Raw genomic sequence first — 12,519 nt, 5'->3', positions numbered from 1 at the left:
ACCAACATCATCGCTCTCCCTCTCTTTCTCACTCTGTTTCTCCCTCTGTTTCTTTTTCCAACTCCGTGCTATAATTCAACGATGGGTTCTCTAAACAATTTATACAAATCAGTTTCCTTTCTATAAACATCTTTGAAAAACTGAACTTGATGCGTTGAATCGTTAATTCCGGTGGTATGGTAAACAATCGTTACAGGAAATTTATCACTTAGAATTAAATAGGTTTCCTTAGCTCTTTCTTTCAAAACATCAACGGAATCGATGTACTTGTGATTTTCAGAAGAAAGAATATCATGAACCAATTTAAATGGCGATTCCGTTCTCACGCATCCATGGCTAAATGTTCGTTCATCTCTAGCAAAAAGGTGTTTTGATGGTGTGTCGTGAATATAAATTGAATTTTCATTTGGGAAAAGTAATTTCACTAAACCTAAACTATTGGAAGGCCCAGGTTCTTGTCTAACGAAAAATGGAAAATTACGCGAACTGTATTTCAGCCAATCAATGCTGTCTGGAACCAAAAGGTTTTTATCTCTGTCCATTATAGAATAGCGATTTCTTTTCAAGTAGGAAACATCCTTTTTTAAATGTGGTAAAATTTCACGACTCGCAATAGAGTAGGGCACATTCCAATAAGGACTCACTACAATATATTTCATTGAAGAGGTGAAAAGAGGAGTTTGATTGCGCTGTGTTCCAATGATTACTTTCGAAGTATTTATCACTTCATTGTTGACATATAAATGCAATAAATAACTTGGGATGTTTATGACAATTAGTTTGCCGCCGATTAATGAGTCAGGAAAATTTCTCATTTTATCTAAAGAAATAATTCCTTTTAGATATCTTGAATAATTTGTTTCGGATAAAGCTTCCATGGTGTTTTTTCCAAGTTTAGCGTCAGTGTTTAATCCATTCAATAACTGAAAAGAACGCAAATTCTCCTTCAAAGAAATCGTGTCCATTAAAGTATCAGTAATAAAATTACGATTGTGTAATTGTTGTGCGATAAAAACAAAGGCTAAACTGTCTTCTGGGATTTTTAAATATAGTTTTTTATTGATATTGTTCTCAATTCCATAAGTTGAAGTAAATTGATTTAAAGCAAAATGCATTTGTATCAATCTTTGATTTTTCTCCTTATACTTTATCAGATGTGAAATCCATGAATCTGAATCTTCTTTTTTCTCCAAGAAGTCTAAAAAGCGTTTTTGAGAAACCCGAGATAGGTTATTTAAAGTGTTTTCTGAATAATTGATTAGTGTTGTATCCTTTAAAGACAAGAATTCAGCGCATCGTAAAATACTTGTTATTTCTTTTCTTACCAATTGATCTGTTGGTGCAAAAGGCATCGTGGACAAATATGATATTGGAAGATTTAATGCAATGTCAGAATTTAGGTATTCAAAAAATGCTGCAATTGAATCAGTGATTTGACCATCTTTTATCCAAATCGAACGATTATTAATCGAAGAATACAATTTTATAGCCCAATCCTTAGAAAATTTATCAATGTTTAAGCTGTCAATCGTATTTTCATCGACAGTAGTTATGATTTGGTCTATTTTTTTATCGCTGTTTAATTCATTTTGATTAAATTCAGCACCCGAGCTGCATTTAGTGAATAAATGAGCCAAAAATAAAAGTGAAATAAGCAGTGTTAATTTGTTCTTCATAGAGTGCAGTTTCATTGTAAAAATAAGAATTATTTTATCAAATATTAGACCCTTTAGAAAGGTTAACAAAGATTTATGGAATTACAGAATTACCCCGTTACAATAGTTATCATTATCGCAACTGTTCTGATCTCATTGCGCGCATTTAAGGACGGAGATTTTAAATATAAATGGATCTTTTATCCGTTTAAAGTAAAAAGAGAAAATGAATTTTATCGCATTATTTCTCATATTTTCATCCATGGCGATACTATGCATTTAATCTTCAATATGTTCGTTTTGTTCTCCTTTGGTGGAATAATGGAATTTATTTTTAGTAGCTATTTCGGTGTTGGTTTAGGAAGTTTGCATTTTGTGTTGCTTTATTTCTTAGGAGGTTTAGCAGCATCTATTTGGCCATATTTAAGGAATAAAGACAATCCCAATTATATGAGTTTAGGAGCATCAGGAGCTGTTTCGGCAGTTTTATTTGCTTCGATTCTTTGGATGCCTGAAGGCGGAATATATTTATTATTTATCCCGTTTGAGATTCCTGCATGGTTATTTGGGATTTTATATTTAGGTTTTGAGTATTATATGAGTAAAAAAGGAGGAACTGGAATTGCACACGATGCCCACTTTGGTGGAGCTATATTTGGAATTTTATACGTTCTCATCATCAACTTTCCTAAAGGTGCCGCATTTTTTGAATATATATTAAGTTAATATGGAAGCACAATACATAAGCAACAATGGTGAAATTTTAGAAAACAATGGTCCAACTTTGGTTGCTGCAAATCGCGCTCATTTATATGGAGACGGCTTGTTTGAAACCATTCGTTTGATTGATGGAAAGCCTATAAACCTAAACGTACATATCCTTCGATTGATGGAAGGAATGTCCGTTCTGAAAATGAGGGTTCCTAATTATTTTTCAACTGATTTTTTTAGTAAAAGAATCAATGAATTAGTCAAAATGTCTAATATTACCGAAGGTGGACGCGTTCGATTATCAATTGACCGAGCGAGCGGAGGAACTTACATGCCAGACACCAATGAAGTGACTTTCTTTATTGAAGCATTTGCAATTCAAAACAATGATTTCGTTTTAAACACTAAAGGATTAGAAGTCGATTTGTACACTAAGGTGAGGAAGGAAAAAAATATATTCTCTAATTTCAAAACAAAGAATGGATTGGTTTACGTAATGGGAGCCATCGAAGCCAAAGAAAAAGGTTTGGATGACTTATTAATTACAGATCAAAAAGGGAATATTCTTGAAAGTACAAGTTCAAATATTTTCTTGGTAAGCAATGGCGTCCTTTATACTCCGGGACTAGATGAAGGATGTTTAGGCGGAACAATGCGAATGATGATTATCAATTTAGCGATTGAAAATAAAATTAAAGTCTACGAATCTTCAATTACTCCACAAAATATTTTGATTGCGGATGAAATATTTCTCACCAATGCAATTAACGGAATCGTTTGGGTGAGTGGTTACCGCACCAAAAGATACATGAACAATGTTTCTAAAAATTTAGTCAATCTACTCAATAATCATTATGTTAAAAAAACTTTAGTACAACAATGAAAATAATAGGATTCGCCGGGAGTAACAGTAGTCAATCGATTAACAAAAAGCTCGTAAAATATACATTAAACGAAATAAAAAACATTGAAACAGAATGGTTAGACATTACCGACTTTCCAATTCCAATTTTTGGTGTTGACCTAGAAGAAAAAGAGGGGATTCCAGAAAATATTCAAAAATTCATTGATAAAATTCAAGAAGCTGATGGTATTGTAGTTTCTCTAGCAGAGCACAATGGATCCTATTCCGTTGCAGCAAAAAATCTTCTGGATTGGTGTTCAAGACACAAGGGGGAATTTTTCAACAATATTCCAATGCTATTAATGGGAACTTCAACTGGGGGATATGGAGCGAAAAATGTTTTAGGAGCTGCTGAAATGCGTTTTCCGAAATTCGGTGCGCAAATTGTTTCGGTTTATTCTTTTCCATCTTTTGAAGATAACTTTTCTAAAGAAAAAGGAATTACAGATGAAGATTTAAAAAAGACTCATGAAAAATGTGTTCAGCAATTAATTGATGCTATTTTATAGTTTTGACTGTTTTTATTAGGGGTGATTTAAAGATAAGAATATGATTTCCTCAAATCACCCCCTAAATTTTCAGCCAAACTCAAAAAAAAGTAGATTTAATAATATTTTTAGTTTTGGAATATCTATTTTTGTCCCAAACTAAAAATAACTTATGTCATCTGTTAGAAGAAATGCATACCAAGATGTTTTACACCGCGAAGTAAAGAAATTTGAGTGGACGGGTAAAATCTCTGAGAAATTTGGAGAAAATGTATTTTATGAAGATAAAATGCGTGAATATCTTCCAGAACAAGCGTATAAATCTATAAAAAGTGCAATTCAACACGGAACTAAAATTGACCGTAATATTGCAGATGTAGCAGCTTCAGCAATGAAGGAATGGGCCTTAGAAAAAGGAGCTACACATTATACGCACTGGTTTCAGCCTTTGACAGGAGCAACAGCAGAAAAACACGATGCTTTCTTTAAGCCAATTGGGCCTGGTCGTGCGATCGAACAATTCAGCGGAGATTTATTAGTTCAGCAAGAGCCAGATGCTTCTTCTTTCCCAAATGGTGGAATTAGAAACACATTCGAAGCGAGAGGTTATACTGCTTGGGATCCATCTTCTCCAGCTTTCGTAATTGATAGTACTTTGTGTATTCCAACAATTTTTATCGCTTACACAGGTGAGGCTTTGGATTACAAAATGCCATTGTTGAAAGCGCTAAATGCAGTAGATAAGGCAGCAACAGAAGTTTGTAAATACTTCGACAAAAACGTTGAAAAGGTTATTGCAACACTAGGTTGGGAACAAGAATATTTTTTGATTGACAAAGCGTTTTACAATGCACGTCCAGATTTAATGATGACGGGTCGTGTTCTTTTTGGTCATCCACCAGCAAAAGGTCAACAATTAGATGATCACTATTTTGGTTCTATTCCAGCAAGAATAACCAACTTCATGCGTGAGTTTGAAATGGAAGCAATTCGTTTGGGGATTCCTGTAACGACGCGTCACAATGAGGTTGCACCAAATCAATTTGAATGCGCTCCGATTTTTGAAGAATGTAACTTAGCCAATGACCACAATCTTTTATTGATGGATTTATTGGAAAAAGTAGCAAGAAAGCACGATTTCAGAATAATCTTACATGAAAAACCATTTCCAGGACTAAACGGATCAGGAAAACACAATAACTGGGCTTTAGCAACAGATACTGGAGTGAATTTATTAGCACCAGGAAAAAATCCAAAAAGCAATTTACAATTTTTGACTTTCTTTGTCAATACAATTAAAGCAATTCACGAACATTCAGATACTTTAAGAGCATCCATTGCGAGTGCATCAAACGATCACCGTTTAGGAGGTCACGAAGCACCGCCAGCAATTGTTTCAGCTTTTATTGGTTCACATTTAACAACGTTGCTTGATGATTTAGAAAAGAACATCAAAGCAGGGAAAATGACACCAGCGGATAAAACGGAATTGAAATTAAACATTGGGAAAATTCCACAAATCTTGTTGGACAATACCGATAGAAATAGAACTTCTCCTTTTGCATTTACTGGGAATAAATTTGAATACCGTGCTGTGGGTTCATTAGCGAATTGTGCCCAACCAATGATTACGATTAATACTATTGTTGCAAGACAATTACAATTATTCAAAATCGCTGTTGATAAACGCATCAAAGACGGAAACGGAAAAGATGAAGCAATCCTTAAAGAATTGCAGAAATTAATCAAAGAATCAAAAAGTATACGTTTTGAAGGAAATGGATATGGTGAGGAATGGGTTATAGAAGCGAAAAAAAGAGGATTAAGTAACTTGAAAGATACACCAAGTGCATTGAAAGTTTGGGAGCGTCAAGACGTTATCGATGTTTTCGAAAAAATGGAAGTATTTACAAAAAGAGAGTTACTTGCTCGTCAGGAAATTGAATACGAAAAATACATTATGCGCAATCAAATTGAAGCGCGTTTGATTAGTGACTTAACTCAAAATCATATCATTCCAGTTGTTGTAGATTATCAAAATAAATTGATTCAAAATATACAAGGACTTACAGCAATTCTTGGTGATGAAGCAATTCAAGGAACGACAGCTCAAAAAGGAATCTTGATTGATTTGTCTATGCACATGAATAAAATGCAAGAATTCTCTCGCGAAATGTTAGAGAATAGAAAGCAAGCTAATAAAATTGAAGATATCGCCAAAAGGGCAGAAGCATATCGTGATACTGTTCGTGTTTTCTTTACAAAGATTTCTTATCACACAGATAAATTAGAAATTTTGGTAGACGACGAAACATGGCCTTTCCCGAAATTACGTGAAATGCTTTTCACTAGTTAGTAGGATTGGAAATGATTGCGGAATAAATATGTATGGATGGGATATATATGTAAGGGCGATTTGCAAATCGGCCCTACGTATATATCCCTAACCAAAAATCATTGATTTTTGCAATTACCACACCTTCCTTTTCCAAATGTGGCGCATGCCCACAATCTTCAATGAAACAGCCTTCAGCATTCTCCAACAAATCCACAATTCCATTCACCTGTTGATCCGTCCCATATTGGTCATTACTTCCTTGAATAATCAACGCAGGAACAGAATTCCCTTTAATATCTTCTGAAATATCCCATTCATTAAAATCTGGTTTTAACCAAGTATTTGCCCAAGCGAAAAATAGGCGTTCGGTCTTTTCTCCATGGAAGAATTCTAATCCTTTTAATTTTCCTGCCTTCCATGCATCAATTGCTGGTTGAATTCCGGCTTTCGTTTCTTCTTCATTTATATAATGTGCTGCCATAGTAACAATTCCTTTGACATTTGAAGGATACTTCGCGCTATACAATAATGCATTTGTTCCACCATCCGAATGTCCAACAATCAATAATGGATTCTTTAATTGAATGGCCTCGATAAAGGCTGGAAGATAATCCAATGCAAACTCATGTAAGTATTTCGCATCTCTAATTTTATCTTCTGATTCGCTAAATCCATAACCTGGAAATTCAATAGCAATTCCTGGTAAATTTAATTCACTGCAAAGATGTTTTGGAAATTTCTGCCATTGTGCGATTGAACCAATTGCTTCGTGTAAAAAGAGAACAACTGTTTCTGTTTCAGATTGAATTTCACCAATGATTTCATAAGCCATTTTTCCGAATGGAGTGGAAGCCCACTGATATTTAAGACTATCTAGGTGAATTGAAATTAGTCTAGCAATATGTTTCGGCGGAATAAAACCTAATGGATGAATCAGCGATGGAATTTCAAAATTGTTTCCAAATTGTAGTCCTTCATTGATATTTAAAGTTTCGTCTTTACTCACCATTTTGTCTTTTCCTCCACGGGTCAAACGAACAGGAATTGTGATTTTTTCGACGCTTTTTTGAGAAATTAATGGGTTTTTACCGAGTTTAGTCATGAAATCGGTAGTTTTCTTTAATAACTCAGGTAAATAATCTCCATGAAGCTGATCGAGATAATTGTAAAATCCTTCTGCTTTTGTAGAAAGGAATTCAACATTCATATTAGCGGTTTCTCTTTTTGCAGATTCTTCCGACCAATCAAATTTAGTTCCTTGTGTTATAATTCCTTTGAAGTTTGTTTCATCTTTTTGCGCTGCAGCAATAGCTAAATATCCACCTAGACTAAAACCATAAACGTAAGCTGGGCCAATTTTATTCAAGAATTTTAGAAAGTCCTTAACAAGAGCGTTGATCTCAAACTCTACTTTAGAAACTTGGTAATCGCCGTGGTGCGGAATTTGAAACGCTTCTATTTCATATTCTGTTTCTAATAAAGGAATGATTTTATCAAATTCAGTGTAGTCACCAAAAGCTCCGTGAATTAAAACTAGTTTTTGCATTGATTTGTATTACTTATAATTCCCTTTTTTAATTAGGAGTGATTTATATCGATTTTTGATTCTATAGCTATCAAATGATATTGTAGAGTGTAACTTGAAATTCACCTTCTAATTAAACATGATTTCACTTGACGAAGAATACTGTTTAAATGGTTTATTCAGAATCACTTATTATATCAAATGAAGCATCTTCTTTAATCATATCTGTCACATTTATAGCTGGAACAATAAAGGTTGAGAAAACCGTTGATTCTGTTTTTGTGAAGAGTACACCTCTTGTTGTTCCTATCGTCATCATTACTAGATGGGCTAAAAAGTCTTTAGGAATGATTAGCGAGTCATCTTGTTTTTGAATAAAATAATTCCAAGATTTCTCCGCTATTTTAAAGTGGCAGCTGACTTCAATTTTCAAAAAGACCTTTTTTCCCTGAGTGAATTCAAACCCAATGAAAACTCCAAGTTGTTTACTTTTTTGATCCAGTTTCAATTTTAACTCAGTGCCTAAACTTGATTCTTTTTTAGACATATAATTATCTTCAAAGATGGCAAATTGCTCAGTTTTTATTCCTTGTAATGCAAAATCTACATGTGGCTTTTCTTCTTTCATTATACAGAAAATTGAGAATAGTGTGCTGAAAATATGAGGTTATCAATTTTAATAGACTTAGTGTCTTGATAGTTGTTTGAACCCTGATAGGTTTGAATAACTAATTTTTCAACGCTCTTTTCAATTGTTATTATTTTTTCTTCAATTGCATTCATTCTGTCCTCGTAATAACTCGCTAAAACGGGAATGTTTAAAATGTTCTGCAATTTAATCTGAGTTTCAATAGTAAGGTTTTGTTTGCCACTCACCAATTTGGTAATTTGTTGTGGAGTAACTTTCATTTCTCTAGCTAAATCTTTTTGTGTCCAACCTAACTCATCTAATTTTATCAATACTTTTATGGAAATTTGCTGAGATTCGCGTAACATAGCACGATTTTTAATTCGGCTTTTTACTTCTACCATAGTTTGAGTATCGTTTTCTGATACTAATTTTAGAAAATTTTCCTTGTTTGTCATTATTGCTCGTTTATAAATTCATAATATGAATCGGCATCAAAAACACTATTGTCTTTAAGAAAATCGCGACATTTATTTATCTTATCCATTTCCTTTTGCGTATGCCATCTATCTTTATTCAAGTGATGAAATTTTATTGTTCCACCTGTTAAGATAAAACAGTTTTCGTCAATTCTAATTGCATATAATCTCAAATAATTCTTTCTACCCTTTTGTTTTGATAACTCTACAATACGGTATTCTTGATTGTCTAATGGTTTGAAAAACTCTTCCAAAATTTTTTTTGTATTAGTTGAAATTTCGTAAAGTATGTCATCAATATCGTTAGCATTTTCAATTAGCTCACTTATCAAATTTTGTATTGATACTCCTTTAGGTATATCAATTTTATTCTGAATTATAAACTGGTATAAATATGTAGTATCATTCCACTGCTTTAGTAATCGGCGGAACTCATTTTCTTCTTCATCCTTATAGTGAAATACAAATAACTGGTCTTCAAAGATAGTAACTATTTTCATTAAATCAACTCTTAGGTTTACTTCATTAGGCTCTTGATTATCTAATATACAGTTTTAAATTCACTTTTAAAATAATCAAAAGGAAATATTTAGATTATAATGATTTGTTTTTTAGACCTGTATGATTAGAGTATAATTCGATTTAAGGAGTATAATTGATTTAGAACGAAGCATGCAGTGTTTTTTTAGATTTTGAATTAATCGAAATACTTTGAATATTTTGTAAATTGGTTTAACCAAAAAAGCCCAAACATAATCGTCAGGGCTTTTAAAATATTTTTCCGAAAGTTAAATCTTACTTTATTCTTTCAACGTATTCTTTTTTCTGAGTACTTACTTTAATTTTCTCTCCAATATCAATAAATAATGGAACTCTAATTTCAGCACCTGTATCAATTGTTGCCGGTTTGAATGTGTTTGTTGCAGTATCTCCTTTAATTCCCGGTTCCGTGTAAGTTACTTCTGCTTCAATGTACATTGGTAATTCTAAAACCAGAGGATTCTCTTCCTCAGCATGGAAAATAATTTCACAAATCATTCCTTCTCGCAAGAATAAAGGATCCTCGATCAAAACGTCTCTGATCACAACTTGTTCGTAGTTTTCAGTATTCATGAAGTGATACCCAATGCTTTCTTCTTGATATAGAAACTGGTATTGTCTTCTTTCAACTCTTACTATTTCTATTTTATGACCAGCAGAAAAAGTGTAGTCTAAGGTTTTTCCAGATTCAATTTCTTTCATTTTTGTTCTAACAAAAGCGGGACCTTTTCCTGGTTTAACGTGTTGAAATTCAATGATAGTTGCGATTTTACCATTGTGCATGATGCAAAGACCATTTCTAATATCTGATGTAGTTGCCATAATTTATTTTTGTTCGATTCCAAATATACTAACAATTATACAAAAAGGAATTACGAATTGTGAATTACGAATTGCGAATTTTTGCAGGTGGAAGTTTTTCAGCCGCCTAGACCTTATTAGAACATTATCATTAAACTAAATGTGTGACATTGTTTTCAGCCCTATATTTCTTCAAACATCGTATCAATTGATTTTCGAAACTTTTTTAAATTTTGTGTCGCATCATCAGCATGCCTGTATCCAACTGCTAGCATCACACACGCATTGAGTCCTCTTTCTTGAAGTCCTAATAATTCATTGACTTCTGAAGCTTCAAAACCTTCTAATGGCGAACAGTCAATTTTCAACTCTGCACAAGCATTCATTGCATTGGCTAAACCGATATAAGCTTGTTTTGCAGACCAATGAAAGAGTTCTTCTGTTGACTTTTTATGGAGTTTTCCTTTTACGAAATCACCATAACCAACAAGTTTGTCAATTTCAATCTCTCGAATTTTGGCCCTGAATTTAATTGAATCCTCTACATCTTCGTCTGTAACCGCAATGGCATTACAGAATACAAATAAATGAGAAGCTTCTGTAATTTGAGCTTGATTCCACGACAAAGGTTTTAACTTTTCCCTCAAAGTTGGACTTTTAATATCCAAAACTTTATAAGGTTGAAGTCCATAAGAAGAGGCAGCCAATTGGACTGCCTCTTTTATAAACCCTACATTTTGTTGTGAAACCTTTTTTGATGTATCATACTTTTTAACAGCATAACGCCATTTTAGGCTTTCTAACAATTGCATATTTCTAATTATGATTGTTTTGTAAATTGAACATCAACTGCCAATCTAACTTTGTCAGAAACTACAATACTTCCAGCTTCTGTAACTGCACTCCAAGTTAAGTTAAAATCTTTTCTATTGATTTCTCCTTTGATCTCGAATCCTGCTTTTGTTTGTCCATAAGGATCTACTACAATTCCGTTAAATTCTGCTTCCAAAGTAACTTCTTTGGTCACATCTCTTATCGTTAAATCTCCTACTAATTTGTCTCCAACAAATGATTTAGATACAAATTTCATTTCTGGAAACTTTTCAGAGTTGAAGAAATCATCTGATTTTAAGTGTGTATCTCTGTCTGCATTTTTAGTATTAACAGATGCTGTTTTAGCACTAAACTCTAAACTTGCATTGCTGAAGTCATCGCTTTCTGTTTCTACAGATGCTTGAAAGTCTTCGAAATGACCAGTTACAGTTGATATCATCATGTGTCTTACTTTGAAAGCAATTTCTGAATGCGTACTGTCGATTAACCAATTTGTTTTACTCATGTTTTTAATTTTTAAGTTATTATTTATTTTACTACTATTTATTATTTTTTCAAAACATCTTGAATGTCAGCAAGCTTTTTAAACATTGCGTTTGCAAAAGGACAAAGCGGCAGGATTTTAATCTCCTTTTCACGTGCCATTTCTACGATTTTGTAAAGCAATTGTTTTCCTACGCCCTTACCTTCAAATGCTGAATCTACTTCTGTATGATCAATGATTATAAAAGCTGAAGAAGGTATTGAATAGGTCATTTTACCTGCTGTTTTACCATTCTCTTCGGCAATTGCATAACCTTTTGTTTCGTTTTCTTTTATTTGAATATCCATAATGTTCTATTTTAGAATTAGACTGACATTGGAACTTCCATTAAAAGAACGCGTGCATTTTCAGTTGCTTTAACGCTGATTGAATCTGTGTTCCAAACTCCCATTCCGTCTCTTTTGGATAGTTTTTCATTGTTGATTTCTACTTCACCTTCAAGAATAAAGGCATAAACCCCATTTCCTTCTTTTTTGATTTTGTATTCATCAGTATTCCCTTTTGTAAATTTTCCAATGTGAAACCAAGCATCTTGATTAATTTTAACGCCTTGTTCACCTTCGTTAGGAGAAACAATCTGATAAAATTCATTTTTCTTCTCAATATCTTTTAAAGAAATCTGATCGTATGCTGGTGTAATGTTTCTTTTATTTGGGAAAACCCAGATTTGAAGAAATTTAACTTGTTTATCCTTATTCTTGTTGTATTCTGAATGCGTAACTCCTGTTCCTGCACTCATGATTTGAACATCACCTTCTTTAATTACAGTCGTGTTTCCAATACTGTCTTTGTGCTCTAAATCTCCTTCTAAAGGGATAGATACAATCTCCATATTGTCATGTGGATGCGTTCCAAATCCCATTCCATCCTGAACTGTATCGTCATTTAAAACACGAAGTACACCAAAGTGCATTCTTTCTGGATTGTGGTAATTTGCAAAACTAAATGTATGGTGTGAGTTTAACCAACCATGATTTGCATGTCCTCTTGTTTCTGCTTTATGTATTACTGTGTTCATCGTTTTTATGTTTTTATTGGGTAAATGATTAAATCCTACTTGTTGCATTAATGT

The 12,519-nt window shown here is 33.2% G+C and carries 14 protein-coding genes; 4 read left to right on the top strand and 10 right to left on the bottom strand.

Annotated elements, in window-relative coordinates:
* Window positions 1–68: 68 nt before the first annotated feature.
* Entirely contained in the window at window positions 69–1,676 is a 1,608-nt protein-coding gene (locus ERX46_RS10245; RefSeq protein WP_165366209.1) for a L,D-transpeptidase family protein, read from the bottom strand.
* A 75-nt stretch (window positions 1,677–1,751) separates the two neighbouring features.
* Here ERX46_RS10245 and ERX46_RS10240 point away from each other — a divergent pair, with 75 nt between their 5' ends.
* The 4 genes from ERX46_RS10240 to ERX46_RS10225 all read left to right on the top strand — a co-directional run bounded on the left by ERX46_RS10240 (window position 1,752) and on the right by ERX46_RS10225 (window position 6,114).
* Complete coding sequence (locus tag ERX46_RS10240; RefSeq protein WP_130093775.1) at window positions 1,752–2,381, top strand: rhomboid family intramembrane serine protease; 630 nt, start codon at window positions 1,752–1,754, stop codon at window positions 2,379–2,381.
* A 1-nt stretch (window position 2,382) separates the two neighbouring features.
* Window positions 2,383–3,249: an aminotransferase class IV gene (locus ERX46_RS10235; RefSeq protein WP_130093774.1), complete on the top strand. Its 867-nt coding sequence runs from the start codon at window positions 2,383–2,385 to the stop codon at window positions 3,247–3,249.
* A complete protein-coding gene (locus tag ERX46_RS10230) occupies window positions 3,246–3,779 on the top strand; it encodes an NADPH-dependent FMN reductase (protein WP_130093773.1) in 534 nt (177 codons plus the stop codon). Before ERX46_RS10235 ends, ERX46_RS10230 begins: the two co-directional genes overlap by 4 nt.
* 151 nt (window positions 3,780–3,930) lie before the next feature.
* Entirely contained in the window at window positions 3,931–6,114 is a 2,184-nt protein-coding gene (locus ERX46_RS10225) for a glutamine synthetase III family protein (RefSeq protein WP_130093772.1), read from the top strand.
* Window positions 6,115–6,187: 73 nt separating this feature from the next.
* On the opposite strand, the gene ERX46_RS10220 is transcribed toward ERX46_RS10225, so the two are convergent.
* From ERX46_RS10220 to ERX46_RS10180, 9 genes are all read right to left on the bottom strand, one after another.
* Complete coding sequence (locus tag ERX46_RS10220) at window positions 6,188–7,642, bottom strand: alpha/beta fold hydrolase (RefSeq protein WP_130093771.1); 1,455 nt, start codon at window positions 7,640–7,642, stop codon at window positions 6,188–6,190.
* A 154-nt stretch (window positions 7,643–7,796) separates the two neighbouring features.
* Window positions 7,797–8,249 carry a hypothetical protein gene (locus tag ERX46_RS10215; protein ID WP_130093770.1) on the bottom strand — a complete coding sequence of 151 codons (453 nt, stop codon included), beginning with the start codon at window positions 8,247–8,249 and terminating at the stop codon, window positions 7,797–7,799.
* A complete protein-coding gene (locus ERX46_RS10210) occupies window positions 8,249–8,707 on the bottom strand; it encodes a helix-turn-helix transcriptional regulator (RefSeq protein ID WP_130093769.1) in 459 nt (152 codons plus the stop codon). The genes ERX46_RS10215 and ERX46_RS10210 overlap by 1 nt, the downstream gene beginning before the upstream one ends.
* Window positions 8,707–9,228, bottom strand: coding sequence for a hypothetical protein (locus tag ERX46_RS10205; RefSeq protein WP_130093768.1), 522 nt, complete (start codon window positions 9,226–9,228; stop codon window positions 8,707–8,709). Before ERX46_RS10205 ends, ERX46_RS10210 begins: the two co-directional genes overlap by 1 nt.
* Before the next feature lie 295 nt (window positions 9,229–9,523).
* A complete protein-coding gene (gene efp, locus ERX46_RS10200; protein WP_130093767.1) occupies window positions 9,524–10,090 on the bottom strand; it encodes an elongation factor P in 567 nt (188 codons plus the stop codon).
* Between the two features lie 161 nt (window positions 10,091–10,251).
* Window positions 10,252–10,881: an NAD(P)H-dependent oxidoreductase gene (locus ERX46_RS10195; RefSeq protein WP_130093766.1), complete on the bottom strand. Its 630-nt coding sequence runs from the start codon at window positions 10,879–10,881 to the stop codon at window positions 10,252–10,254.
* Window positions 10,882–10,889: 8 nt separating this feature from the next.
* A complete protein-coding gene (locus tag ERX46_RS10190) occupies window positions 10,890–11,408 on the bottom strand; it encodes a YceI family protein (protein ID WP_130093765.1) in 519 nt (172 codons plus the stop codon).
* 41 nt (window positions 11,409–11,449) lie between these two features.
* Window positions 11,450–11,734 carry a GNAT family N-acetyltransferase gene (locus tag ERX46_RS10185; protein WP_130093764.1) on the bottom strand — a complete coding sequence of 95 codons (285 nt, stop codon included), beginning with the start codon at window positions 11,732–11,734 and terminating at the stop codon, window positions 11,450–11,452.
* Between the two features lie 17 nt (window positions 11,735–11,751).
* Window positions 11,752–12,465 (bottom strand): pirin family protein, encoded by a 714-nt coding sequence (locus ERX46_RS10180; protein ID WP_130094068.1) that lies wholly within the window; start codon window positions 12,463–12,465, stop codon window positions 11,752–11,754.
* Window positions 12,466–12,519: the final 54 nt, after the last annotated feature.

The sequence above is a fragment of the Brumimicrobium glaciale genome (assembly GCF_004152935.1).
GTDB lineage: Bacteria > Bacteroidota > Bacteroidia > Flavobacteriales_D > Crocinitomicaceae > Brumimicrobium > Brumimicrobium glaciale.
Note: the sequence above shows the minus strand (reverse complement) of the source record. Positions and strands in the feature narration are given on the sequence as shown.

Bases quoted from the DNA above. Each gene is read 5' to 3' on its own strand.
- ERX46_RS10245 (WP_165366209.1), bottom strand. From the start codon at position 1,676: ATGAAGAACAAATTAACACTGCTTATTTCACTTTTATTTTTGGCTCAT.
- ERX46_RS10240 (WP_130093775.1), top strand. From the start codon at position 1,752: ATGGAATTACAGAATTACCCCGTTACAATAGTTATCATTATCGCAACT.
- ERX46_RS10235 (WP_130093774.1), top strand. From the start codon at position 2,383: ATGGAAGCACAATACATAAGCAACAATGGTGAAATTTTAGAAAACAAT.
- ERX46_RS10230 (WP_130093773.1), top strand. From the start codon at position 3,246: ATGAAAATAATAGGATTCGCCGGGAGTAACAGTAGTCAATCGATTAAC.
- ERX46_RS10225 (WP_130093772.1), top strand. From the start codon at position 3,931: ATGTCATCTGTTAGAAGAAATGCATACCAAGATGTTTTACACCGCGAA.
- ERX46_RS10220 (WP_130093771.1), bottom strand. From the start codon at position 7,642: ATGCAAAAACTAGTTTTAATTCACGGAGCTTTTGGTGACTACACTGAA.
- ERX46_RS10215 (WP_130093770.1), bottom strand. From the start codon at position 8,249: ATGAAAGAAGAAAAGCCACATGTAGATTTTGCATTACAAGGAATAAAA.
- ERX46_RS10210 (WP_130093769.1), bottom strand. From the start codon at position 8,707: ATGACAAACAAGGAAAATTTTCTAAAATTAGTATCAGAAAACGATACT.
- ERX46_RS10205 (WP_130093768.1), bottom strand. From the start codon at position 9,228: ATGAAAATAGTTACTATCTTTGAAGACCAGTTATTTGTATTTCACTAT.
- efp (WP_130093767.1), bottom strand. From the start codon at position 10,090: ATGGCAACTACATCAGATATTAGAAATGGTCTTTGCATCATGCACAAT.
- ERX46_RS10195 (WP_130093766.1), bottom strand. From the start codon at position 10,881: ATGCAATTGTTAGAAAGCCTAAAATGGCGTTATGCTGTTAAAAAGTAT.
- ERX46_RS10190 (WP_130093765.1), bottom strand. From the start codon at position 11,408: ATGAGTAAAACAAATTGGTTAATCGACAGTACGCATTCAGAAATTGCT.
- ERX46_RS10185 (WP_130093764.1), bottom strand. From the start codon at position 11,734: ATGGATATTCAAATAAAAGAAAACGAAACAAAAGGTTATGCAATTGCC.
- ERX46_RS10180 (WP_130094068.1), bottom strand. From the start codon at position 12,465: ATGAACACAGTAATACATAAAGCAGAAACAAGAGGACATGCAAATCAT.